General features: G+C 61.5%; 26 protein-coding genes. 16 read left to right on the top strand and 10 right to left on the bottom strand.

The genetic code is table 11. The features are described 5' to 3' along the window. Positions 1–28: 28 nt before the first annotated feature. The 5 genes from FIV35_RS04185 to FIV35_RS04165 all read left to right on the top strand — a co-directional run bounded on the left by FIV35_RS04185 (position 29) and on the right by FIV35_RS04165 (position 3921). The gene (locus FIV35_RS04185; RefSeq protein WP_034139671.1) at positions 29–598 is read left to right on the top strand and encodes a YqgE/AlgH family protein; all 570 of its coding nucleotides are present in this window, start codon (positions 29–31) and stop codon (positions 596–598) included. Next, the gene (ruvX, locus tag FIV35_RS04180) at positions 598–1035 is read left to right on the top strand and encodes a Holliday junction resolvase RuvX (RefSeq protein WP_003176676.1); all 438 of its coding nucleotides are present in this window, start codon (positions 598–600) and stop codon (positions 1033–1035) included. Before FIV35_RS04185 ends, ruvX begins: the two co-directional genes overlap by 1 nt. A gap of 82 nt (positions 1036–1117) precedes the next feature. Then, positions 1118–1624, top strand: coding sequence for a bifunctional pyr operon transcriptional regulator/uracil phosphoribosyltransferase PyrR (gene pyrR / locus FIV35_RS04175; protein WP_034139672.1), 507 nt, complete (start codon positions 1118–1120; stop codon positions 1622–1624). A 24-nt stretch (positions 1625–1648) separates the two neighbouring features. Continuing rightward, positions 1649–2653 carry an aspartate carbamoyltransferase catalytic subunit gene (locus tag FIV35_RS04170; protein ID WP_034101265.1) on the top strand — a complete coding sequence of 335 codons (1005 nt, stop codon included), beginning with the start codon at positions 1649–1651 and terminating at the stop codon, positions 2651–2653. Beyond that, positions 2650–3921: a dihydroorotase gene (locus FIV35_RS04165; protein ID WP_034101266.1), complete on the top strand. Its 1272-nt coding sequence runs from the start codon at positions 2650–2652 to the stop codon at positions 3919–3921. The genes FIV35_RS04170 and FIV35_RS04165 overlap by 4 nt, the downstream gene beginning before the upstream one ends. Positions 3922–3983: 62 nt before the next feature. Here the strand turns inward: FIV35_RS04165 and FIV35_RS04160 are convergent, their stop codons facing one another. Continuing rightward, the gene (locus tag FIV35_RS04160; protein WP_034101268.1) at positions 3984–4412 is read right to left on the bottom strand and encodes an NINE protein; all 429 of its coding nucleotides are present in this window, start codon (positions 4410–4412) and stop codon (positions 3984–3986) included. Between the two features lie 250 nt (positions 4413–4662). Between FIV35_RS04160 and FIV35_RS04155 the strand changes: the two genes are divergently transcribed. After that, a complete protein-coding gene (locus FIV35_RS04155) occupies positions 4663–5301 on the top strand; it encodes a C40 family peptidase (protein WP_034139673.1) in 639 nt (212 codons plus the stop codon). A gap of 81 nt (positions 5302–5382) precedes the next feature. Here FIV35_RS04155 and FIV35_RS04150 read toward each other — a convergent pair whose 3' ends face one another. Beyond that, positions 5383–6417, bottom strand: a complete 1035-nt coding sequence (locus FIV35_RS04150) for a type IV pilus twitching motility protein PilT (RefSeq protein WP_034139674.1) — start codon at positions 6415–6417, stop codon at positions 5383–5385. A 57-nt stretch (positions 6418–6474) separates the two neighbouring features. Between FIV35_RS04150 and FIV35_RS04145 the strand changes: the two genes are divergently transcribed. From FIV35_RS04145 to FIV35_RS04105, 9 genes are all read left to right on the top strand, one after another. Further along, positions 6475–7161, top strand: coding sequence for a YggS family pyridoxal phosphate-dependent enzyme (locus FIV35_RS04145; protein WP_034139675.1), 687 nt, complete (start codon positions 6475–6477; stop codon positions 7159–7161). 33 nt (positions 7162–7194) lie between these two features. After that, complete coding sequence (gene proC / locus FIV35_RS04140) at positions 7195–8013, top strand: pyrroline-5-carboxylate reductase (protein ID WP_034101272.1); 819 nt, start codon at positions 7195–7197, stop codon at positions 8011–8013. A gap of 24 nt (positions 8014–8037) precedes the next feature. Then, positions 8038–8625, top strand: a complete 588-nt coding sequence (locus tag FIV35_RS04135; protein ID WP_034101273.1) for a YggT family protein — start codon at positions 8038–8040, stop codon at positions 8623–8625. Between the two features lie 140 nt (positions 8626–8765). Then, a complete protein-coding gene (gene metX / locus FIV35_RS04130) occupies positions 8766–9905 on the top strand; it encodes a homoserine O-succinyltransferase MetX (protein ID WP_034139676.1) in 1140 nt (379 codons plus the stop codon). A gap of 7 nt (positions 9906–9912) precedes the next feature. Continuing rightward, on the top strand, positions 9913–10533 hold the full coding sequence (gene metW, locus FIV35_RS04125; RefSeq protein WP_034101277.1) for a methionine biosynthesis protein MetW: 621 nt from the start codon (positions 9913–9915) through the stop codon (positions 10531–10533). Between the two features lie 21 nt (positions 10534–10554). Continuing rightward, positions 10555–10989, top strand: a complete 435-nt coding sequence (locus tag FIV35_RS04120; protein ID WP_034139677.1) for a DUF4426 domain-containing protein — start codon at positions 10555–10557, stop codon at positions 10987–10989. Then, the gene (rdgB, locus tag FIV35_RS04115) at positions 10986–11582 is read left to right on the top strand and encodes an RdgB/HAM1 family non-canonical purine NTP pyrophosphatase (RefSeq protein ID WP_034101279.1); all 597 of its coding nucleotides are present in this window, start codon (positions 10986–10988) and stop codon (positions 11580–11582) included. Before FIV35_RS04120 ends, rdgB begins: the two co-directional genes overlap by 4 nt. Then, positions 11579–12781 (top strand): radical SAM family heme chaperone HemW, encoded by a 1203-nt coding sequence (gene hemW / locus FIV35_RS04110; protein WP_034139678.1) that lies wholly within the window; start codon positions 11579–11581, stop codon positions 12779–12781. The genes rdgB and hemW overlap by 4 nt, the downstream gene beginning before the upstream one ends. Before the next feature lie 17 nt (positions 12782–12798). Further along, on the top strand, positions 12799–13122 hold the full coding sequence (locus tag FIV35_RS04105; protein WP_016972961.1) for a DUF3392 domain-containing protein: 324 nt from the start codon (positions 12799–12801) through the stop codon (positions 13120–13122). A 78-nt stretch (positions 13123–13200) separates the two neighbouring features. On the opposite strand, the gene trmB is transcribed toward FIV35_RS04105, so the two are convergent. The 4 genes from trmB to FIV35_RS04085 form a co-directional block, all read right to left on the bottom strand. After that, a complete protein-coding gene (gene trmB, locus FIV35_RS04100) occupies positions 13201–13926 on the bottom strand; it encodes a tRNA (guanosine(46)-N7)-methyltransferase TrmB (RefSeq protein ID WP_034101282.1) in 726 nt (241 codons plus the stop codon). Between the two features lie 9 nt (positions 13927–13935). Then, the gene (locus FIV35_RS04095; RefSeq protein ID WP_034101284.1) at positions 13936–14730 is read right to left on the bottom strand and encodes a thiazole synthase; all 795 of its coding nucleotides are present in this window, start codon (positions 14728–14730) and stop codon (positions 13936–13938) included. A 67-nt stretch (positions 14731–14797) separates the two neighbouring features. After that, positions 14798–14998: a sulfur carrier protein ThiS gene (gene thiS, locus FIV35_RS04090; RefSeq protein ID WP_162276707.1), complete on the bottom strand. Its 201-nt coding sequence runs from the start codon at positions 14996–14998 to the stop codon at positions 14798–14800. A gap of 71 nt (positions 14999–15069) precedes the next feature. After that, the gene (locus FIV35_RS04085; RefSeq protein WP_034139680.1) at positions 15070–15450 is read right to left on the bottom strand and encodes a DUF423 domain-containing protein; all 381 of its coding nucleotides are present in this window, start codon (positions 15448–15450) and stop codon (positions 15070–15072) included. Between the two features lie 73 nt (positions 15451–15523). Here FIV35_RS04085 and mtgA point away from each other — a divergent pair, with 73 nt between their 5' ends. Then, entirely contained in the window at positions 15524–16246 is a 723-nt protein-coding gene (gene mtgA, locus FIV35_RS04080) for a monofunctional biosynthetic peptidoglycan transglycosylase (RefSeq protein ID WP_034139910.1), read from the top strand. 110 nt (positions 16247–16356) lie between these two features. Here the strand turns inward: mtgA and rpoH are convergent, their stop codons facing one another. From rpoH to ftsY, 4 genes are all read right to left on the bottom strand, one after another. Next, positions 16357–17211, bottom strand: coding sequence for an RNA polymerase sigma factor RpoH (gene rpoH / locus FIV35_RS04075; RefSeq protein WP_005792286.1), 855 nt, complete (start codon positions 17209–17211; stop codon positions 16357–16359). A gap of 129 nt (positions 17212–17340) precedes the next feature. Beyond that, complete coding sequence (gene ftsX / locus FIV35_RS04070) at positions 17341–18363, bottom strand: permease-like cell division protein FtsX (protein ID WP_034101290.1); 1023 nt, start codon at positions 18361–18363, stop codon at positions 17341–17343. Continuing rightward, on the bottom strand, positions 18360–19031 hold the full coding sequence (gene ftsE / locus FIV35_RS04065; protein WP_003176700.1) for a cell division ATP-binding protein FtsE: 672 nt from the start codon (positions 19029–19031) through the stop codon (positions 18360–18362). The genes ftsX and ftsE overlap by 4 nt, the downstream gene beginning before the upstream one ends. After that, entirely contained in the window at positions 19028–20410 is a 1383-nt protein-coding gene (ftsY, locus tag FIV35_RS04060; RefSeq protein ID WP_034139681.1) for a signal recognition particle-docking protein FtsY, read from the bottom strand. The genes ftsE and ftsY overlap by 4 nt, the downstream gene beginning before the upstream one ends. Positions 20411–20470 lie beyond the last annotated feature (60 nt).

The following is a 20470-nucleotide window of genomic DNA, read 5'->3' as shown; positions in this document are numbered from 1 at the left end:
TCGCCCCTGCGCCGCCACACTAGCGGGCATGAAAAATGTTAGCCCGACCTACCTCAAGCACCAATTCCTGATCGCCATGCCCCATATGGCCGACCCGAACTTTGCGCATACCTTGACCTACATCGTCGAGCACACCGCCAAGGGTGCCATGGGGTTGGTCGTCAATCGCCCGCAAGAGCTGAACCTGGCCGATATCCTTGAGCAATTGCGCCCCGAAGTCGACCCGCCTGCTCGTTGCCAGGGCGTGCCGATCTACATTGGCGGCCCGGTGCAGACCGATCGCGGTTTCGTGCTACACCCCACCGGGCCAACGTTCCAGGCCACGGTGGACCTGGACGGTGTGTCGCTGTCCACTTCCCAGGACGTATTGTTCGCCATCGCCGACGGCGTGGGGCCCGAGCACAGTGTGATCACCCTCGGCTATGCCGGCTGGGAGGCAGGGCAACTGGAAGCCGAGCTTGCCAGCAATGCCTGGCTGACCTGCCCGTTTGACGCCGAGATTCTGTTCGGCACCGCCAGCGAACTGCGCCTGGACGCAGCGGCGGCCAAGCTGGGGATCAACCTCAACTTGTTGACCAGCCAGGCGGGGCACGCCTGATGGCTTTGCGCTTGATCCTCGGGTTTGACTACGGCACCAAGCAGATCGGCGTGGCGGTCGGCCAGGTCATCACCGGCCAGGCCCGCGAACTGTGCACGCTCAAAGCCCAGAACGGCATCCCGGACTGGAATCAGGTCGAAGCCCTGATCAAGGAATGGAAACCCGACGCCGTGGTGGTCGGCCTGCCCTTGAACATGGACGGCACGCCCAGCGATATGTGCCTGCGGGCGGAGAAATTCGCCCGCCGCCTCAATGGCCGCTACAACATCCCCTTCTATACCCACGACGAACGCCTGACCACCTTCGAAGCCAAAGGTGAACGCAGAGACCGTGGCGGGCAGAAGGGCAGCTACCGCGACAATCCCGTGGATGCCATCGCCGCCGCCTTGCTGTTGCAGGGTTGGCTGGATGAAAACACTGCTTTATTTGAATCCTGACTGACGCGGCTTGCCGCGTCTTTTTACGTTTGAGCCCGAACCCTGCCGCCACCTCGACGCGCAAGGCCTAGAAGGAGCCACCATGAGCCTGCCCAATCCCGCCGAACTGATCAGCCAGATGGCGATACGCCTCAAGGCGCACCTGGAACACCGCGGCATCCGCGAACCGCGTTTTATCGGCATCCGCACCGGTGGCGTATGGGTCGCCCAGGCGTTGCTCGAAGCGCTGGGCAGCGACGCGCCACTCGGCACGCTGGATGTGTCCTTCTACCGCGACGACTTCAGCCAGAACGGCCTGCACCCGCAAGTGCGCCCCTCCGCCCTGCCCTTTGAGATAGAAGGCCAGCACCTGGTGCTGATCGACGACGTACTGATGAGCGGCCGCACCATTCGCGCGGCCATGAACGAATTGTTCGACTATGGCCGCCCGGCCAGCATCACCTTGGTGTGCCTGCTGGATCTGGATGCCGGCGAGCTGCCGATCAGCCCCGATGTGGTGGGCGCCACCCTGTCTTTGGCGGCCCATCAGCGGGTAAAATTGTCCGGTCCCACGCCGCTCGAACTCGAACTGCAAGACCTCGCCCCTTAAACCGCCTTGTAAAGAGTCCCCGCGATGACGCCTCTAGATGCCAAGCGCCCGCTGCAGCTCAATGCTCAGGGCCAGTTGCAACACTTCTTGTCCCTCGATGGTTTGCCCCGCGAACTGCTCACCGAAATCCTCGACACCGCCGATTCGTTCCTCGAAGTCGGCGGCCGGGCGGTGAAGAAAGTCCCGTTGCTGCGCGGCAAAACCATCTGCAATGTGTTCTTCGAGAACTCCACGCGCACCCGCACCACCTTTGAACTGGCGGCCCAGCGGCTATCGGCCGACGTGATCACGCTGAACGTGTCCACCTCGTCGGCCAGCAAGGGCGAAACCCTGCTCGACACCCTGCGCAACCTGGAAGCCATGGCCGCCGACATGTTCGTGGTGCGCCACGGCGACTCCGGCGCCGCGCACTTCATCGCCGAACACGTCTGCCCGCAGGTGGCGATCATCAACGGCGGCGACGGCCGTCACGCCCACCCGACCCAGGGTATGCTCGACATGCTCACGATCCGTCGGCACAAGGGCAGCTTTGAAAACCTCTCGGTGGCCATCGTCGGCGACATCCTGCACTCGCGGGTGGCGCGCTCGAACATGCTGGCCCTGAAAGCCCTGGGTTGCCCGGATATCCGCGTGATCGCGCCGAAAACCCTGCTACCCATAGGTATCGAGCAGTACGGCGTGAAGGTCTACACCGACATGACCGCAGGCCTCAAGGATGTGGATGTGGTCATCATGCTGCGCCTGCAACGCGAGCGCATGGCCGGCGGCCTGCTGCCGAGCGAAGGCGAGTTCTACCGCCTGTTCGGCCTGACCACCACGCGCCTGGCCGGCGCTAAGCCGGATGCCATTGTGATGCACCCGGGGCCAATCAACCGCGGGGTGGAGATTGAGTCGGCGGTGGCCGACGGCAACCAATCGGTGATCCTCAACCAGGTGACCTACGGCATCGCCGTGCGCATGGCGGTACTGTCCATGGCCATGAGCGGGCAAACCGCGCAACGTCAATTCGAGCAGGAGAACGCCCAGTGAAGCTCAGCATTCTCGGCGCCCGAGTCATCGATCCGGCCAGCGGCCTGGATCAAATCACCGATCTTCATGTGGAAGCCGGCAAGATCATCGCCATCGGCGCCGCCCCTGGCGGTTTCAGTGCCGGTCAGGTTATCGACGCCAAAGGCCTGGTGGCCGCACCTGGCCTGGTGGACCTGAACGTCGCCCTGCGCGAGCCGGGTTACAGCCGCAAAGGCAGCATCGCCAGCGAAACCCGCGCCGCCGCCGCCGGTGGCGTGACCAGCTTGTGCTGCCCGCCGCACACCAAGCCGATCCTGGACACTTCGGCGGTGACCGAGCTGATCCTGGACCGCGCCCGCGAAGCCGGCAATTGCAAAGTATTCCCCATCGGCGCCCTGAGCAAAGGCTTGGAGGGCGAGCAACTGGCCGAGCTGATTGCCCTGCGCGATGCCGGTTGCGTGGCGTTCGGCAACGGCCTGGAAAGTTTCCGCAGCACCCGCACCCTGTGCCGCGCTTTGGAATACGCGGCCACCTTCGATCTGACGGTGATCTTCCACTCCCAGGACCGCGACCTGGCCGAAGGCGGCCTGGCCCATGAAGGCGCCGTGGCCAGCTTCCTCGGCCTGCCGGGCATCCCCGAAACTGCCGAGACCGTGGCCCTGGCCCGTGACCTGCTGCTGGTGGAACAAAGCGGCGTGCGCGCGCATTTCAGCCAACTGACCAGCGCCCGGGGCGTGGCCCTGATCGCCCAGGCCCAGGCCCGCGGTTTGCCGGTGACGGCGGATGTGGCGTTGTATCAGTTGATCCTGACGGATGAGGCGCTGATCGACTTCTCCAGCCTGTACCACGTACAACCGCCCCTGCGCACCCTGGCCGACCGTGACGGTTTGCGCGCAGCGGTGAAGTCCGGCGTGGTCTCGGCGATATCCAGCCATCACCAACCCCACGAGCGCGATGCCAAACTGGCACCGTTCGGCGCGACCGAGCCAGGCATCAGCAGCGTCGAACTGTTGTTGCCACTGGCGATGACATTGGTGGAAGAAGGCTTGCTGGACCTGCCGACGCTGCTGGCACGCTTGAGCAGCGGGCCTGCCGAGGCATTGCGCCTGCCGGCGGGCAAGTTGGCGGTGGGGGCGGCGGCGGACCTGGTGCTGTTTGATCCGGCCCGTTCTACCGTAGTGGGCGAGCAGTGGCTGTCCAAGGGCGAGAACTGCCCGTTCATCGGCCATAGCCTGCCTGCGAGCGTGCGCTACACCTTGGTGGATGGGCGCATCAGCTACCAGGCCTAAAAGGTCGTCGCGAAAAAAGGTGGGAGGGAGCTTGGCCCCTCCCACCTTTTCAGCTTGAGAGATCAGCGTCCGTTATTGCGCTCGGCATTGCGGATGGATATCTGGGTATTCAACGTCCAGAAGTCATACAACACCCCCACCAGGAACAAACCACCGGTCAGCAGGTAGATCAAACCGGTGATCCACTTGCCCTGGTACATGCGGTGCACGCCGAATACGCCAAGAAATGCCAACAGTATCCATGCGACGTTATATTCGATGGGCCCGGCAGTAAATCGCAGGTCAGCTTCGCGGTCCATGGCGGGGATCAGAAACAGGTCGATCAACCAACCGATACCCAGCAAGCCAAACGTGAAAAACCAGATCGTGCCGGTCACGGGCTTGCCGTAATAAAAGCGATGGGCACCGGTAAAACCGAAAATCCAGAGCAGGTAACCAATCACCTTGCTGTGGGTATCTTGCTGCGGACCAATCTGTTGATAGGTGTTCATCGCGTACCTCTTTTGCCTCGATAGATAAATTTTTTCACTTTCTTTGTGACTTTTTTACAGGCGCCCGACGTACGGCAAATGGTATCTTCGCTTCCCTGAAAGCCTTATGCCACCTGACCTGTGTAGGACAATTGCGGCGATTCGTCGCGTTTTTCCTGAATTTGACCCCAAGGTTCAGTCGACAAACGGCCTGAGAACGACACAAAAAGCTGTTATAAAGTTGCGCGCAAACCCATAAGAGCCACGCCTAATGCGACCATTTTTCAAGACATGGCTAACCATTTGCCTATTAATGCCACTGGCCGCCCACGCCACCAATCGTGAGCAACGACTTCCCAACGTCAACGGTTTCACCCCTAAAGTCCACAGCACACCGAGCACCGCCAAAGCGGCCAAGCCGACCGTCAGCCGTCCGACTCAACTGACCAAGGCCCACGGTAAAACGACGCCAGGCCTGATGGCAGTCAACACCAAGCAGAGCAGCAACGTGCTCAGCCGCGCGGTGAATGTGCTCGGTACTCCTTATCGTTGGGGCGGCAGCAGCCCAAGTAAAGGGTTCGACTGCAGTGGTTTGGTGAAATATGCCTTTAACGATGTAAAAGCGGTGGATTTGCCACGCACCTCCAACGCCATGGCTGCCGGCCACGGCTTGAAGGTCGACCGCAAAGACCTGAAACCGGGCGATCTGCTGTTCTTCAAGTTGAAGAGCCGCCAAGTCAACCACGTTGCCATCTACCTGGGCAATGACCGTTTCATCCACGCGCCACGGCGTGGCAAGTCGGTGAGCATCGACACGCTGAAAAAGCCGTTTTGGGACAAGAACTACGTGATTGCCAAGCGGGTTCTGCCGAAAGAGCAGAACAACAACCTGCGCATCGTGCAACGCTGATCCTGAGCTGAAATGCAGTAGTAAATGTGGAAAGGGGCTTTTCGCCCCTTTCCACATTTGATTTGTGTCACTCACAAACCGTCAGATATCCCCAGGCGCCCTCGCCTTCTCCCGCGCCTCGTCCCGACTGATCACGCCCTGGGCAACCAGCGCCTTCAAACTCATATCCAGTGTCTTCATTCCCAAAGCCGCGCCGGTCTGCATCGCGGAGACCATCTGCGCCACCTTTTCCTCGCGGATCAAATTACGAATGGCTGGCGTACCCAGCATGATTTCATGAGCCGCCACGCGCCCGCCGCCGAGTTTTTTCACTAACACTTGCGATACCACCGCTTGCAGCGACTCCGACAGCATCGAGCGCACCATGGCCTTTTCCCCTGCGGGAAAGACATCCACCAGCCGATCCACAGTCTTCGCCGCCGACGTGGTGTGCAAGGTGCCGAACACCAGGTGCCCGGTCTCGGCGGCGGTCAATGCCAGGCGGATGGTTTCCAGGTCGCGCAGCTCCCCCACCAGGATGACATCCGGGTCTTCCCGCAAGGCCGAGCGCAACGCGACTGAAAAACTGTGGGTATCACGGTGCACCTGTCGTTGATTGATCAGGGCGGATTTCGGCGTATGGATAAATTCGATGGGGTCTTCCAGGGTCAGGATGTGCTGGCGACGGTGCTGGTTGAGGTGGTCGATCATCGCCGCCAGGGTGGTGGACTTGCCTGAACCGGTAGGCCCGGTCACCAGCACCAGACCGCGCGGCAACTGGGCGATACGTTGGAATACATCGCCCAGGCCCAGTCTCTCCAAACTCAGCACCTCGTTGGGAATGGTGCGAAACACGGCCCCCATGCCACGGTCCTGTTGGAACACATTGACGCGGAATCGCGCCACGCCGGGCAATTCGAACGCAAAATCCGTTTCAAGAGATGTTTCGAAATCCTTTTGCTGATAGTTGTTCAGCAAAGGGCTAAGCAGATCGGCCACTTGGGGCGCAGAGAGTGCCGGCCAGTCCATCGGCCAAACCTCTCCATCCACACGTAGCATCGGCGCCAGGCCGGCCGATAAATGCAGGTCGGAGGCGCCACGGCGCGCGCTGGCCTCCAGCAATTGAGTGATATCCATAGGGCTTTCCATTTCCAGTAGAATGCCGCGGACTCCATATCCACGGGCGCAACTTGAATGTCGACGATAGCAGACAACATTGGCGTGGTTAGCCAGCGCATCCGCGCCGCGGCCGAGGCCGTGCAACGTGACCCCGACAGCGTCCACTTGCTGGCCGTGAGCAAGACCAAACCCGCGCAAGCCGTGCGCGAAGCTTACGCCGCCGGCCTGCGTGACTTTGGCGAGAATTACCTGCAAGAGGCGTTGAGCAAACAGGTCGAATTGACCGACCTGCCCTTGAGTTGGCACTTCATCGGCCCCATTCAATCGAACAAGACTCGTGCGATCGCCGAGCACTTCGCTTGGGTGCATTCCGTGGACCGTCTGAAAATTGCACAACGCCTGTCCGAACAACGCCCAGCCGAGCTGCCGCCCCTGAACATTTGTATTCAGGTCAACGTCAGCGGCGAGGCCAGCAAATCCGGCTGTACGCCCGCCGACTTGCCGGCACTGGCCAACGCCATCAGCGCCCTACCGCGCCTGACGCTGCGTGGCCTGATGGCTATTCCGGAGCCGACCGATGATCGCGCCGCGCAAGACGCCGCGTTTGCCACGGTGCGCGACCTGCAAGCCAGCCTGAATCTGCCGCTCGACACACTTTCCATGGGCATGAGCCACGACCTTGAATCGGCCATCGCCCAAGGCGCCACTTGGGTGCGGATCGGTACTGCCCTGTTTGGCGCCCGCGACTACGGCCAGCCATGAAATGGCTGACTTCCCTCTGAGTAAGGACCTGTCATGAGTAACACGCGTATTGCCTTTATCGGCGCCGGTAACATGGCGGCCAGTCTGATCGGCGGTCTACGGGCCAAGGGGCTGGAGCCGGCGCAGATCCGCGCCAGCGATCCGGGCGCCGACACCCGTGCCCGCGTCAGCGCCGAGCACGGCATCGAAACCTTCGCCGATAACGCCGAGGCCATCCGTGGCGTCGACGTGATCGTACTGGCGGTCAAGCCGCAGGCCATGAAAGCGGTGTGCGAAAGCCTGCGCCCCCATCTGCAGCCGCATCAGCTGGTGGTGTCCATCGCCGCCGGCATCACCTGCGCCAGCATGAACGCCTGGCTTGGCGCACAGCCGATCGTACGTTGCATGCCCAACACCCCGGCGCTGGTGCGCCAGGGCGTGAGCGGGCTGTATGCCACCGCCCAAGTGAGCGCCGAACAGCGCGACCAGGCGCAGGAATTGCTGTCCGCCGTGGGCATTGCCCTGTGGCTGGAGCAGGAGCAGCAACTGGACGCAGTCACCGCCGTGTCCGGCAGCGGCCCGGCGTATTTCTTTCTACTCATCGAATCCATGACCGCCGCCGGCGTGAAACTGGGCCTGCCCAAGGACGTCGCCGAGCAACTGGCCGAGCAGACGGCCCTGGGCGCCGCGCATATGGCCGTGTCCAGCGATGTGGACGCCGCAGAGTTGCGCCGCCGCGTGACCTCGCCGGGTGGCACCACCCAGGCCGCCATCGAATCGTTCCAGGCCGGTGGCTTTGAAGCCTTGGTGGAGAAAGCCCTGGGTGCCGCGGCACACCGTTCGGCCGAGCTGGCCGAGCAACTGGGCAAATAATCGTCCCTTACGAAGGAATTAATGATGCTTGGACTCAATGACGCCCTCATCTTCATCATCCAGACCCTGGGCAGCCTGTATCTGCTGATCGTGTTGATGCGCTTTATCCTGCAACTGGTGCGGGCGAACTTCTACAACCCGCTGTGCCAGTTCGTGGTCAAGGCCACCCAGCCGCTGCTCAAGCCGCTGCGTCGGGTGATCCCGAGCCTGTTCGGGCTGGACATGTCGTCGCTGGTGCTGGCGTTGCTGCTGCAAATCCTGTTGTTCGTGGTGGTGCTGACGCTGAACGGCTACCAGGCCTTTACGGTGCTGCTGTTGCCTTGGGCGCTGATCGGTATCTTCTCGCTGTTCCTGAAGATTCTGTTCTGGTCGATGATCATCAGCGTGATCCTGTCCTGGGTGGCCCCAGGCAGCCGCAGCCCAGGCGCCGAACTGGTCTACCAGATCACCGAGCCAGTGTTGGCGCCGTTCCGTCGCCTGATCCCTAACCTGGGCGGCCTGGATATTTCGCCGATCTTCGCGTTTATTGCCATTCAACTGATACAGAGTTGGGTGATTCCGCGCCTGGCGTTCTATGCATTCATGCCCAAAGAGCTGTTTGGCCTGATCTGACGCGCCGCAACGGTGGGAGGGAGCTTGCTCCCTCCCACTTTTTGTATCTGCGCCATTGGATTGCATCCATGCAGGCCTTTGCTTGCCGCTGGGGTCCCCGCTCTTTAGACTTACGCCTCATTTAAACGAGAGCAGGGTCGATGCCAGCTGCCTTCCCCCCCGATTCTGTTGGACTGGTGGTGCCCCAAGTGGCGCACTTCAGCGAACCGCTGGCCCTGGCCTGCGGCCGGTCGCTGCCAGCCTATGACCTGATCTACGAAACCTACGGCCAACTGAACGCCACGGCGAGCAACGCCGTGCTGATCTGCCACGCCTTGTCCGGCCATCATCATGCGGCGGGCTTCCACAGCGTCGACGAGCGCAAGCCCGGCTGGTGGGACAGTTGCATCGGCCCCGGCAAGCCCATCGACACCAACAAGTTCTTTGTGGTCAGCCTCAACAACCTCGGCGGTTGCAACGGCTCCACCGGCCCCAGCAGCCTCAACCCGGAAACTGGCAAACCATTTGGCGCCGATTTCCCGGTGCTCACCGTGGAAGACTGGGTACACAGCCAGGCCCGCCTGGCCGACCTGCTGGGCATCAGCCAATGGGCCGCGGTAATCGGCGGCAGCCTGGGCGGCATGCAGGCGCTGCAATGGACCATCACCTACCCGGACCGCGTGCGCCATTGCCTGGCTATCGCTTCGGCGCCCAAATTGTCGGCACAGAACATCGCCTTCAATGAAGTGGCACGCCAAGCCATCCTCACCGACCCCGAGTTTCACGGCGGCTCGTTCCAGGAAGCCGGCGTGATCCCCAAGCGCGGCCTGATGCTGGCGCGCATGGTCGGCCACATCACTTACCTGTCCGATGACTCCATGGGCGAGAAATTCGGTCGTGGGCTCAAGAGCGAGAAGCTCAACTACGACTTTCACAGCGTCGAGTTCCAGGTGGAAAGCTACCTGCGTTATCAGGGCGAGGAGTTTTCCGGGCGTTTCGACGCCAACACCTACCTGTTGATGACCAAGGCCTTGGACTACTTCGACCCGGCCGCCCAATTTGATGACGACCTGGCGAGAACCTTCGAAGCCGCCAAGGCCAAGTTCTGCGTGATGTCGTTCACCACCGACTGGCGTTTCTCGCCGGCCCGCTCCCGTGAGCTGGTGGACGCCCTGATGGCCGCGCGCAAGGACGTCTGCTACCTGGAGATCGATGCTCCGCAAGGCCACGATGCCTTCCTGATCCCGATCCCGCGCTACCTGCAGGCCTTTAGCAACTACATGAACCGCATAACTGTGTGAGAACGCCATGAGAGCCGACCTGGAAATCATCCAAGACTGGATACCCGCCGGCAGCCGCGTGCTCGACCTGGGCTGCGGTGATGGCGAACTGCTGAGCTGGCTGCGGGACAATAAGCAAGTCACCGGTTACGGCCTGGAAAACGACCCGGACAACATCGCCGAGTGCGTGGCCAAAGGCATCAACGTGATCGAGCAGGACCTGGACAAGGGCCTGGGCAACTTTGCCAGCAACAGCTTCGACATCGTGGTGATGACCCAGGCCCTGCAAGCCGTGCATTACCCGGACCGCATCCTCGACGAAATGCTGCGCGTGGGCCGTCAGTGCATCATCACCTTCCCCAATTTCGGGCATTGGCGCTGCCGCTGGTACCTGGCCACCAAGGGCCGCATGCCAGTTTCGGATTTCCTGCCCTACACCTGGTACAACACGCCGAACATCCACTTCTGCACCTTCGAAGACTTCGAAGCCCTGTGCGGTGAGCGGGAAGCCAAGGTGATCAACCGCCTCGCCGTCGACCAACAGCACCGTCACGGCTGGGCGAGTAAACTATGGCCCAACCTGTTGGGCGAAATTGGCATCTACCGGGTCAGCAGCCCCGGTCTGGCCGACCACAAGATTGCCGTCTAATCATTTTCAAGAGGGACGCTCATGAGCCGCCTGGCTGTATTTCTATTGACCGCGTGCCTGGGTACCAGCGCCATGGCCGCGGACGCTATCGACGCTAATCGCAAGAAAGACTTCGGTGATATCACCGTCCACTACAACACCTTCACCTCCAGCTTCCTGCAACCGGAAACCGCCCAGAACATCGGCGTGGTCCGCAGCAAAGAGAAAGGTCTGATCAACGTCACGGTGATCAAGGGCGTCACCCCGGTGGCCGCGCAAGTGACGGGCACCATCAAGGATTTGGGCGGCAAGAGCGAAATCCTCACCTTCAAGCAGATCAACGAAAAAGGTGGCATCAACTATCTCGCGCCGTACTCAGTGACCCAGCGGGAATACAAGACCTTCACTATCAACGTTGAAACCGGCGGCAAAGCGCATAGCTTCCAATTCAACCAAGAACTGTTTCCGGCCGAATGATGAACCTTAATCAACTGGTACTGGCCAGCCATAACGCCGGCAAACTCAAAGAACTGCAGGCGATGCTCGGTGAATCCGTGCAACTGCGCTCGATTGGTGAATTCAGCCAGGTGGAGCCGGAAGAAACCGGCCTGTCGTTCGTCGAGAACGCCATCCTCAAGGCCCGCAATGCAGCGCGCATCTCCGGCCTGCCGGCGCTGGCGGATGACTCGGGCCTGGCCGTGGACTTCCTTGGCGGTGCCCCGGGCATCTACTCGGCGCGCTATGCCGACGGCAAGGGCGACGCGGCCAACAACGCCAAGCTGCTCGATGCTCTTAAGGACGTACCGGATGCCGAGCGCGGCGCGCAATTCGTCTGCGTCCTGGCGCTGGTGCGGCACGCCGATGACCCGCTGCCGATCCTCTGCGAAGGTTTGTGGCACGGGCGCATCCTGCACGCGGCCAGTGGCGAGCATGGGTTTGGCTATGACCCGCTGTTCTGGGTGCCGGAGCGCAATGTTTCCAGCGCCGAACTGAGCCCGGCCGACAAAAACCAGATCAGCCATCGCGCCCGCGCCATGGCGTTGCTGCGCCAGCGCCTGGGCCTGAAATGACCCAGAACACCTCCGCGCAGCCGCTTATCCACGGCGGCGCGCAAACACCTCGGGCGGCCTTGCCGGTGCTGCCGCCCTTGGCGCTGTACATCCATATCCCGTGGTGCGTGCGCAAGTGCCCCTATTGCGACTTCAACTCCCACACCGCCGGCCCGGCGTTGCCGGAAGAGGCATATGTGGATGCCCTGTTGGCCGATCTCGACCAGGATCTGCAAGCGGTCTATGGCCGAGAATTGAGCTCGATCTTTTTCGGCGGCGGCACTCCGAGCCTGTTCAGCGCGACGGCGCTGGGCCGTCTGCTGGAGGGCGTGCAAGCGCGCATCCCGTTCGCCGACGATATCGAAATCACCCTGGAGGCCAACCCCGGCACCTTCGAGCAAGAGAAATTCGTGGCCTATCGCAAGCTGGGGATCAATCGCTTGTCCATCGGCATTCAGAGTTTCCAGCAGGACAAACTCGAAGCCCTGGGCCGCATCCACAACGGCGACGAGGCCATCCGCGCTGCCGGCATGGCGCGGCAGGCCGGTTTCGATAACTTCAACCTGGACCTGATGCACGGCTTGCCCGATCAGTCCCTGGATGACGCCCTGAGCGACCTGCGCCAGGCCATCGCGCTCAAACCGACGCACTTGTCGTGGTACCAACTGACCCTGGAACCCAACACGGTGTTCTGGAACCAGCCGCCGGCGCTGCCGGAAGACGACACGTTGTGGGATATCCAGGAAGCCGGCCAGGCCCTGCTGGCTGAACACGGTTACGCGCAATATGAAGTGTCGGCCTATGCCCGACCGGGGCGCCCGGCGCGGCATAACCTCAACTACTGGAGCTTTGGCGACTTTATCGGCATCGGCGCCGGGGCCCACGGCAAGCTCAGCCATCCGGATGGGCGCATCGTGCGCACCTGGAAAACCCGCGCACCGAAGGACTACCTCAACCCGGCCAAAAGCTTCCAGGCCGGCGCGAAGGAGCTGACCAACGAAGAACTGCCATTCGAGTTCCTGATGAACGCCCTGCGCCTCACCAATGGTGTCGACGCCAGGCTCTACACAGAGCGCACAGGCCTGGACCTAGCCAGCCTCGACGAAGGGCGCCGCGACGCAGAACAAAGCGGCTTAATGCAGGTCGAACCGTCACGCCTGGCGGCGACCGACCGCGGGCAACTCTTTCTCAATGACCTGTTGCAGAAGTTTTTGAGCTGACGCTCTAAGGAATTCGAATGGATTTGGTACTCGACCTGCTAGCCACCGTATCCCGCTGGAGCCGCAGCAACCTGTCGGAAATCTCCCTGGCACTGGTCGGCTGCTTGCTGGTGCTGTTCGGCGCCGACATCAAAGGCTGGGTCGAAGCCCGCCTGGGCAGCATCGCCGGCGCCTTGCGCGTACCCTTGATGGCGCTGGTCTGCATGATCGGCAGCGGCGCCGCGCTGATCTACGCCACCCCGTGGATCGTGCGCGGGTTGAGCCAGTTCAACAACTACAGCCTGGCGCCGGTGCTGGTGGTGGTGCTGGTGTTGATTGGGGTCGTCGCGGATCGCCGCTGATCTCAAATCCAACACAAAAAAATGTGGGAGGGGGCTTACCCCCTCCCACATTGAGTTGCCTTGCAAGTCAGTGGCGAGTTACGCCAACTTCTCGAACTTCAAATCCCACACCCCATGCCCCAACCGCTCGCCACGGCGTTCGAACTTGGTAATCGGGCGTTCGGCCGGGCGCGGTACGCATTTGCCGTCTTCGGCCAGGTTGCGGTAGCCGGGGGCGACGTTCATCACTTCCAGCATGTACTCCGCGTAGGGCTCCCAGTCGGTGGCCATGTGCAGGATGCCGCCCACTTTCAGCTTGCTGCGTACCAGCTCCGCGAAGGAAGCCTGCACGATGCGGCGCTTGTGGTGACGGGCTTTGTGCCATGGATCGGGGAAGAACAGCATCAAGCGGTCGAGGCTATTGTCGGCGATGCAGCGGTTAAGCACCTCGATCGCGTCGCAGTCGTACACCCGAAGATTGGTCAGGCCCTGGGTTAGCACGCCGTTGAGCAGCGCGCCGACACCCGGACGGTGCACTTCCACCCCGATGAAATCCTGGTCCGGCGCAGCGGCGGCCATTTCCAGCAAGGAATGGCCCATGCCAAAGCCGATCTCCAGGGAACGCGGGGCCGAACGGCCGAACACCTGGTCATAGTCCACCGGCGCGTCGGCAAGCGGCAGCACGAACAGCGGCGCACCTTGCTCCAGGCCCTTTTGCTGGCCTTCGGTCATGCGACCGGCGCGCATCACAAAACTCTTGATGCGGCGGTGCTTGGACGCGTCGTCGGCTTCGGGTGTGTTCGGCGTTTCGTGTGATTCAGTCATCAATGGCTCTTACTTGATCAGACCATCCAGCGGCGAAGAGGCGCTGGCATAGAGTTTTTTCGGCATGCGCCCGGCGAGGTAGGCCAGGCGGCCCGCGACGATGGCGTGGTTCATGGCTTCGGCCATCATGATCGGTTGCTGGGCATGGGCGATGGCCGAGTTCATCAGTACCGCGTCGCAGCCCAATTCCATGGCAATGGTCGCGTCGGAGGCGGTGCCAACGCCCGCATCCACCAATACCGGGATCGTGGCTTCTTCTAGGATGATCTGCAGGTTGTAGGGATTGCAGATCCCCAGGCCTGAACCGATCAGGCCGGCCAGCGGCATCACCGCGATACAGCCGATCTCGGCCAATTGGCGCGCGATGATTGGGTCATCGCTGGTGTAGACCATCACGTCGAAACCTTCCTTGACTAGGGTTTCGGCGGCCTTGAGGGTTTCGATCACGTTGGGGAACAGGGTTTTCTGGTCGGCCAGCACTTCCAGCTTGACCAGGTTATGACCGTCGAGCAGCTCACGGGCCAAGCGACAGGTGCGCACGGCTTCGACGGCGTCGTAGCAACCGGCGGTGTTCGGCAAGAAGGTGTAGCGGTCCGGCGACAGCACTTCGAGCAGGTTCGGCTCGCCCTCGATCTGGCCGAGGTTGGTGCGGCGTACGGCGAAGGTCACGATTTCGGCACCGGAGGCTTCGATGGCCAGGCGTGTTTCTTCCATGTCGCGGTACTTGCCGGTGCCGACCAGCAGACGGGACTGGTAGGTACGGCCGGCCAGGACGAAGGGCTTGTCGTTACGAACGATGCTCATGGGAAATCCTCGTAATGGGGTGAGGTTCTGCAGAATCCGGGGCGGCGCCATCGCGCCAAGGGGGCGACTAGCCGCCGCCGATGGCGTGGACCACTTCGACCTGGTCGCCGTCGTTCAACGTGGTGCCCTCGTGCTGGCTACGCGGGACGATGTCCTGGTTGAGTTCCACTGCGACGCGACGCCCGGTCAAGTCCAGGCGGGTCAGCAGCGCCGCGACGGTTTCACCGTCGGGCAGTTCAAAGGATTCGCCGTTCAACTGAATGCGCATGCCACGGGCCGCCATCGTTTTAAGGGGCCCGCATTCTAGCTCGATTGGCCGCCAAAGGTCAGCTCCAAGCGTCAAGCGGTCAGTTGCATGCGCCAGGCAGCCAGGCCCAGAAAGAACCAGCCAAGCAGAAAGGCCAGGCCACCGAAGGGGGTGATGATGCCGAGCTTGCTGATACCGGTCATGGTCAGCACATACAGGCTGCCGGAGAACAGCAGGATGCCGACGACAAACGACACGCCCGCCCAGGTCACCAGCCGACCGGGAATGTGAGCTGCCAACAAAGCAACGCCGAACAGCGCCAGGGTATGCACCAACTGGTAGGTTACGCCGGTGTGGAAGATCGCCAGATAATCGGCGCTCAAGCGGTTTTTCAGGCCATGGGCGGCGAAGGCGCCAAGAGCAACGCCCGTGAAGCCAAAAAAGGCAGCCAACATCAGAAAACTACGCAGCATGGGAACTCCAGTCAGACTCATCGGGCAGGGTCTGTATAATGGCCCGCTCAACGGGTTCGGCCAAGCCATCTCTATGCTGCGTGTCCTCTTCAGTCGGTTACTCAAAGTCGCGAAATGGTTTGCCATTGGCAGTGTGTTGCTGGTGCTGCTGTTCCGTGTCGTCCCACCGCCGTTCACTGCGCTGATGGTGGAGCGCAAGATCGAGTCTTGGGTCGACGACGAGCCCATCGACCTGCAGCGCACCTGGGTGCCATGGAATGAGATCTCCGACGAGCTCAAGGTGGCGGTGATAGCCGGCGAAGATCAACGTTTCCCACAGCACTGGGGCTTTGATTTCGGCGCGATCCAAGCGGCATTAGCTCACAACGAGCGCGGCGGCTCGATACGCGGCGCCAGCACATTGAGCCAGCAGGTGTCGAAAAATTTGTTCCTCTGGTCCGGCCGCAGTTACCTGCGCAAAGGCCTGGAAGCGTGGTTTACCGGACTGATCGAGGTGCTGTGGCCCAAGCAACGAATTCTTGAGGTGTACCTCAACAGCGTGGAATGGGACGACGGGGTGTTTGGCGCGGAAGCGGCGGCGCGGCATCACTTTGGGGTGAGTGCCAAGGGGTTATCGCGGCAGCAGGCCAGCTATCTGGCGGCCGTTCTGCCTAACCCTCGCGTGTGGAGTGCCAGTCACCCAACAGCGTACGTGGCGCGGCGCGCGGCGTGGATTCGACAACAGATGAGCCAGCTGGGCGGGGATGGTTATCTGGCGGAACTGAACAACGCGCGAAAAGCCCCCTGGTCCGACTGACTCAACACAGAACAAATGCAGGAGGGGGGCTTGCCCCCGATGACGGAGTGTCAGTCAACTTCTGTGTGACTGATCCACCGCAATCGGGGGGCAAGCCCCCTCCCACATTGTTAAGCGGCGATGGACAATTTCAGCTTGTTCATCGCGCTTTTTTCAAGCTGGCGAATCCGCTCAGCCGACACGTTGTACTTCTGCGCCAAGTCGTGCAGCGTGGCTTTTTCTTCCGCCAACCAGCGCTGGTAAAGAATGTCACGGCTGCGCTCGTCCAGCACTTCCAGCGCTTCGTGGAGGTTGTGATTGGAGTTGTCGCTCCAGTCCGCATCTTCCAGCTGACGCGCCGGGTCATACCGGTGGTCTTCCAAGTAATTGGCCGGCGATTGGAAAGCGCTGTCGTCGTCCGCTTCGGCGGCCGGGTCAAAGGCCATGTCATGGCCAGTCAGACGGCTTTCCATCTCGCGCACTTCACGGGGCTCCACACCGAGGCTTTCGGCCACGCGGTGGACTTCCTCGTTGTTCAGCCATGCCAGACGTTTTTTCTGGCTGCGCAGGTTGAAGAACAGCTTGCGCTGGGCCTTGGTGGTGGCGACTTTCACAATGCGCCAGTTGCGCAGGATGAACTCGTGAATTTCCGCCTTGATCCAGTGCACGGCAAACGACACCAGGCGCACGCCCATTTCAGGGTTGAAGCGCTTGACCGCCTTCATCAGGCCGACATTACCTTCTTGGATCAGGTCAGCCTGGGCCAGACCGTAGCCGCTATAGCTACGGGCGATATGTACGACAAAACGCAGGTGGGCGAGCACCATCTGCCGAGCCGCCCCCAAATCCTGCTCATAGTAGAGACTCTCGGCCAGTTCACGCTCCTGCTCAGGCGTCAGCAATGGAATGCTGTTGACCGTGTGCACATAGGCTTCCAGGTTCGCACCTGGGACCAAGGCATAAGCAGGTTGCAAAGAAGTGGTCATACGAAAAAACCTCCGACTCACATAACTCGTGCAGTTCAGCACTGCGAAAATTGACCGGGAACCGTAGGACAAGTTCCCTAAACCACTGATACGGTCAATACAAACGAAACCACATTAATCTGACATTAACTACTTCGGTGCCAGCTCGCGTAAATGCCGTGCGACCGCAATCCACGCACCGATATACCCCAACAATACCGCGCCGAGCAAGAGTGACAGACCATCGGCAACCGGCACGCCCGCCAGGGCGAAATCGCTGCCGTACAGCCCGGCCAGCCCGACCACCGCATCGTTCAGCCAGTTCAGCCCGAACGCCAGCACACCCCAGGACAAAATCCCCGCACCGAAGCCATAAAGCGCGCCCATGTACAGAAAAGGCCGACGCACATAGCTGTCCGTGCCGCCGACCAGTTTAATCACTTCTATCTCGGTGCGACGGTTTTCAATATGAAGACGAATGGTATTACCTATCACCAAAAGTAATGCAGACACCAACAACACCGTCAAACCGAACACAAACCGGTCACCCAGCTTGAGAATCGCGGCCAGGCGCTCTACCCAGACTAGATCAAGTTGCGCTTGTTGCACCTTGGGCAGCTCTGCGAGTTTTTGTCGCAGGGCTTCAAGGGCGGTCTTGTCGACCTCGTTCGGCGTCACCAGCACCACGCCCGGCAGCGGGTTCTGCGGCAGCTCCTTGAGCGCCTCGCCCAGGCCGGACTGTTGCTGGAACTCTTCAAGCGCCTGATCACGGCTGACGTACTCGGCATCCGCCACGCCCGGCATGTTCTTGATGTCATCGCGCAGCGCTTCGCCCTCCTTGGCGCTGGCGTCCAGATTCAGATACAGCGAAATCTGCGCCGCGCGCTGCCAGGAACCACCCAGACGCTCCACATTATTGAGCAACAGCGACAAACCCATCGGCAGGCTCAGGGCCACGGCCATCACCAGGCAGGTGAAAAAGCTGCCGATCGGCTGCTTGCCCAGGCGACGCAGGCTGTCCAGCAAGCTGGCACGATGGCTTTCGATCCACGCACGCAACAGGGTGCCGAAGTCCGGCCCGTCGTCATCGTCGTGTTTTTTCTTCTTCGGTTGCGGATCGGCGGGCTTGGGGGCCACGCGCTCGGAAACCTTGGGACTGCGTGTTGCACTCATACGCCAGCCTCCCCGTCACCGATCAAACGACCGCGCTGCAAGGTCAGCATGCGATGGCGCATGCGCGCGATAAGCGCCAGGTCGTGACTGGCGATCAGCACGCTGGTGCCCAGTCGGTTGATGTCCTCGAACACCCCCATGATCTCGGCGGCCAGGCGTGGATCGAGGTTACCGGTGGGTTCGTCCGCCAGCAGCAAGGCCGGACGGTGGACGATGGCGCGGGCGATACCGACGCGCTGTTGCTGGCCGGTGGACAGGTCGCCGGGGTAAAGGTCGGTCTTGTCCGACAGCGCTACGCGCTCCAGGGCCGAATCCACGCGCTTGATGATCTCGGCCTTGGACAACCCGAGAATCTGCAACGGCAACGCGACGTTATTGAACACCGTGCGATCGAACAGCAACTGGTGATTCTGGAACACCACGCCGATCTGGCGGCGCAGGAAAGGAATCTGCGCATTGCTGATGGTGGCCAGATCCTGGCCCGCCAACAGCAGCTTGCCGGTGGTCGGGCGTTCCATGGCCAGCAGCAGGCGCAGCAGGGTGCTTTTGCCCGCGCCCGAATGGCCGGTCACAAACAAGAATTCGCCGCGACGCACTCGAAAGCTCAGCTCATGCAAGCCGACATGCCCGTTGGCATAGCGTTTACCGACCTGTTCGAATCGAATCATGAACGCTCCCGTTCGGCAAACAGTGCCTGGACAAAGGGTTCGGCTTCAAAGGTGCGCAAGTCGTCGATACCCTCACCGACACCGATATAGCGAATCGGCAACCCGAACTGTTTGGCCAGGGCGAAGATCACGCCGCCCTTGGCCGTGCCGTCGAGCTTGGTCAAGGCCAGGCCGGTCAACTGCACCGTCTGGTTGAACTGCTTGGCCTGACTGATAGCGTTCTGGCCCGTGCCGGCGTCCAGCACCAGCAGCACTTCATGGGGCGCGTCGGCATCGAGCTTGCCGATCACGCGACGCACTTTTTTCAGCTCTTCCATCAAGTTGTCTTTGGTGTGCAGGCGACCGGCGGTATCTGCAATCAGCACATCAATGTTGCGGGCCTTGGCGGCCTGCACAGCATCGAAGATTACCGACGCAGAATCGGCGCCGGTGTGCTGGGCGATGACCGGGATCTTATTGCGCTCACCCCAGACTTGCAGTTGCTCCACGGCAGCGGCGCGGAAGGTGTCGCCGGCGGCGAGCATGACTTTTTTGCCTTCCGACTGCAGCTTCTTGGCCAACTTGCCAATGGTGGTGGTTTTACCGGCGCCGTTGACGCCCACCACCAGAATCACAAATGGTTTGTTCGGCGTGATCACCAGCGGCGCTTCGACCGGTTTGAGCATCGCGGCCAGTTCGGCCTGCAGAGACTTGTAGAGCGCGTCGGCGTCGGTCAACTGTTTGCGCGCGACCTTCTGGGTCAGGCTCTGGATGATCACCGCAGTGGCTTCGACGCCGACGTCAGCGGTCAGCAGACGGGTTTCGATGTCTTCAAGCAGTTCGTCATCGATGGTCTTGCGGCCCAGGAACAGGCTAGCCATGCCTTCGCCGATGCTGGCGCTGGTCTTGCTGAGGCCCTGCTTGAGGCGGGCAAAGAAACCGGTCTTGCTGGTTTCGGCGGGTGCCGGGGCGATGACCGCAGGCGCGACCTCCTGCACTGGCACCGCAGCAGGCGTCGGCTCGACGACCGCAGGTTGCAGCTCGGGCTCGATCACCGGCGGAATCGGCGGCACCACATGCTCAGTCTGCACATCGTCGACCAGCGCAACTGGCTCCTCGGCCACCGGCAGTTCCGGCCACGGCTTGTGCTCTGGCTCTGGCTCTGGCTCTGGCGCCGCTTCGACCACCGGCTGCAATACCGGCTCGGCCAGAGGCAACACCACGGGCGCCGGTGTCTCGGCAACCGGTGCGGCTTCTATCAGAGGCTCGGGAATAGGCTCAGGTTGAACCTGGGGCTGTTCGACGACGGTTTCCTGCGGCTTTTTGCGCAGCCATCCGAACAGGCCTTTTTTCTCGCCAGCCGCAGCTGGGGTCTTCTTGTCGTCGTTGGAACCAAACATGGAGGACGGCTATCTCAAAGTAGCGACGCGCCAGGGCGCCTCGGTAAATAAAATTCGATG

Source organism: Pseudomonas rhodesiae (genome assembly GCF_007858255.1).
Lineage (GTDB): Bacteria > Pseudomonadota > Gammaproteobacteria > Pseudomonadales > Pseudomonadaceae > Aquipseudomonas > Aquipseudomonas rhodesiae.
The sequence above is the reverse complement of the archived record's forward strand: the minus strand, read 5'-3'. Positions and strand labels throughout refer to the sequence as shown.

Coding starts and splice junctions, on each gene's coding strand:
- ruvX (WP_003176676.1), top strand. CDS start 598: ATGGCTTTGCGCTTGATCCTCGGGTTTGACTACGGCACCAAGCAGATC.
- rdgB (WP_034101279.1), top strand. CDS start 10,986: ATGATGAACCTTAATCAACTGGTACTGGCCAGCCATAACGCCGGCAAA.
- ftsX (WP_034101290.1), bottom strand. CDS start 18,363: ATGAGTGCAACACGCAGTCCCAAGGTTTCCGAGCGCGTGGCCCCCAAG.
- metW (WP_034101277.1), top strand. CDS start 9,913: ATGAGAGCCGACCTGGAAATCATCCAAGACTGGATACCCGCCGGCAGC.
- trmB (WP_034101282.1), bottom strand. CDS start 13,926: ATGACTGAATCACACGAAACGCCGAACACACCCGAAGCCGACGACGCG.
- ftsE (WP_003176700.1), bottom strand. CDS start 19,031: ATGATTCGATTCGAACAGGTCGGTAAACGCTATGCCAACGGGCATGTC.
- FIV35_RS04170 (WP_034101265.1), top strand. CDS start 1,649: ATGACGCCTCTAGATGCCAAGCGCCCGCTGCAGCTCAATGCTCAGGGC.
- ftsY (WP_034139681.1), bottom strand. CDS start 20,410: ATGTTTGGTTCCAACGACGACAAGAAGACCCCAGCTGCGGCTGGCGAG.
- metX (WP_034139676.1), top strand. CDS start 8,766: ATGCCAGCTGCCTTCCCCCCCGATTCTGTTGGACTGGTGGTGCCCCAA.
- FIV35_RS04105 (WP_016972961.1), top strand. CDS start 12,799: ATGGATTTGGTACTCGACCTGCTAGCCACCGTATCCCGCTGGAGCCGC.
- FIV35_RS04150 (WP_034139674.1), bottom strand. CDS start 6,417: ATGGATATCACTCAATTGCTGGAGGCCAGCGCGCGCCGTGGCGCCTCC.
- FIV35_RS04120 (WP_034139677.1), top strand. CDS start 10,555: ATGAGCCGCCTGGCTGTATTTCTATTGACCGCGTGCCTGGGTACCAGC.
- FIV35_RS04085 (WP_034139680.1), bottom strand. CDS start 15,450: ATGCTGCGTAGTTTTCTGATGTTGGCTGCCTTTTTTGGCTTCACGGGC.
- rpoH (WP_005792286.1), bottom strand. CDS start 17,211: ATGACCACTTCTTTGCAACCTGCTTATGCCTTGGTCCCAGGTGCGAAC.
- mtgA (WP_034139910.1), top strand. CDS start 15,524: ATGCTGCGTGTCCTCTTCAGTCGGTTACTCAAAGTCGCGAAATGGTTT.
- hemW (WP_034139678.1), top strand. CDS start 11,579: ATGACCCAGAACACCTCCGCGCAGCCGCTTATCCACGGCGGCGCGCAA.
- FIV35_RS04095 (WP_034101284.1), bottom strand. CDS start 14,730: ATGAGCATCGTTCGTAACGACAAGCCCTTCGTCCTGGCCGGCCGTACC.
- pyrR (WP_034139672.1), top strand. CDS start 1,118: ATGAGCCTGCCCAATCCCGCCGAACTGATCAGCCAGATGGCGATACGC.
- FIV35_RS04135 (WP_034101273.1), top strand. CDS start 8,038: ATGCTTGGACTCAATGACGCCCTCATCTTCATCATCCAGACCCTGGGC.
- proC (WP_034101272.1), top strand. CDS start 7,195: ATGAGTAACACGCGTATTGCCTTTATCGGCGCCGGTAACATGGCGGCC.
- thiS (WP_162276707.1), bottom strand. CDS start 14,998: ATGCGCATTCAGTTGAACGGCGAATCCTTTGAACTGCCCGACGGTGAA.
- FIV35_RS04160 (WP_034101268.1), bottom strand. CDS start 4,412: ATGAACACCTATCAACAGATTGGTCCGCAGCAAGATACCCACAGCAAG.
- FIV35_RS04155 (WP_034139673.1), top strand. CDS start 4,663: ATGCGACCATTTTTCAAGACATGGCTAACCATTTGCCTATTAATGCCA.
- FIV35_RS04145 (WP_034139675.1), top strand. CDS start 6,475: ATGTCGACGATAGCAGACAACATTGGCGTGGTTAGCCAGCGCATCCGC.
- FIV35_RS04185 (WP_034139671.1), top strand. CDS start 29: ATGAAAAATGTTAGCCCGACCTACCTCAAGCACCAATTCCTGATCGCC.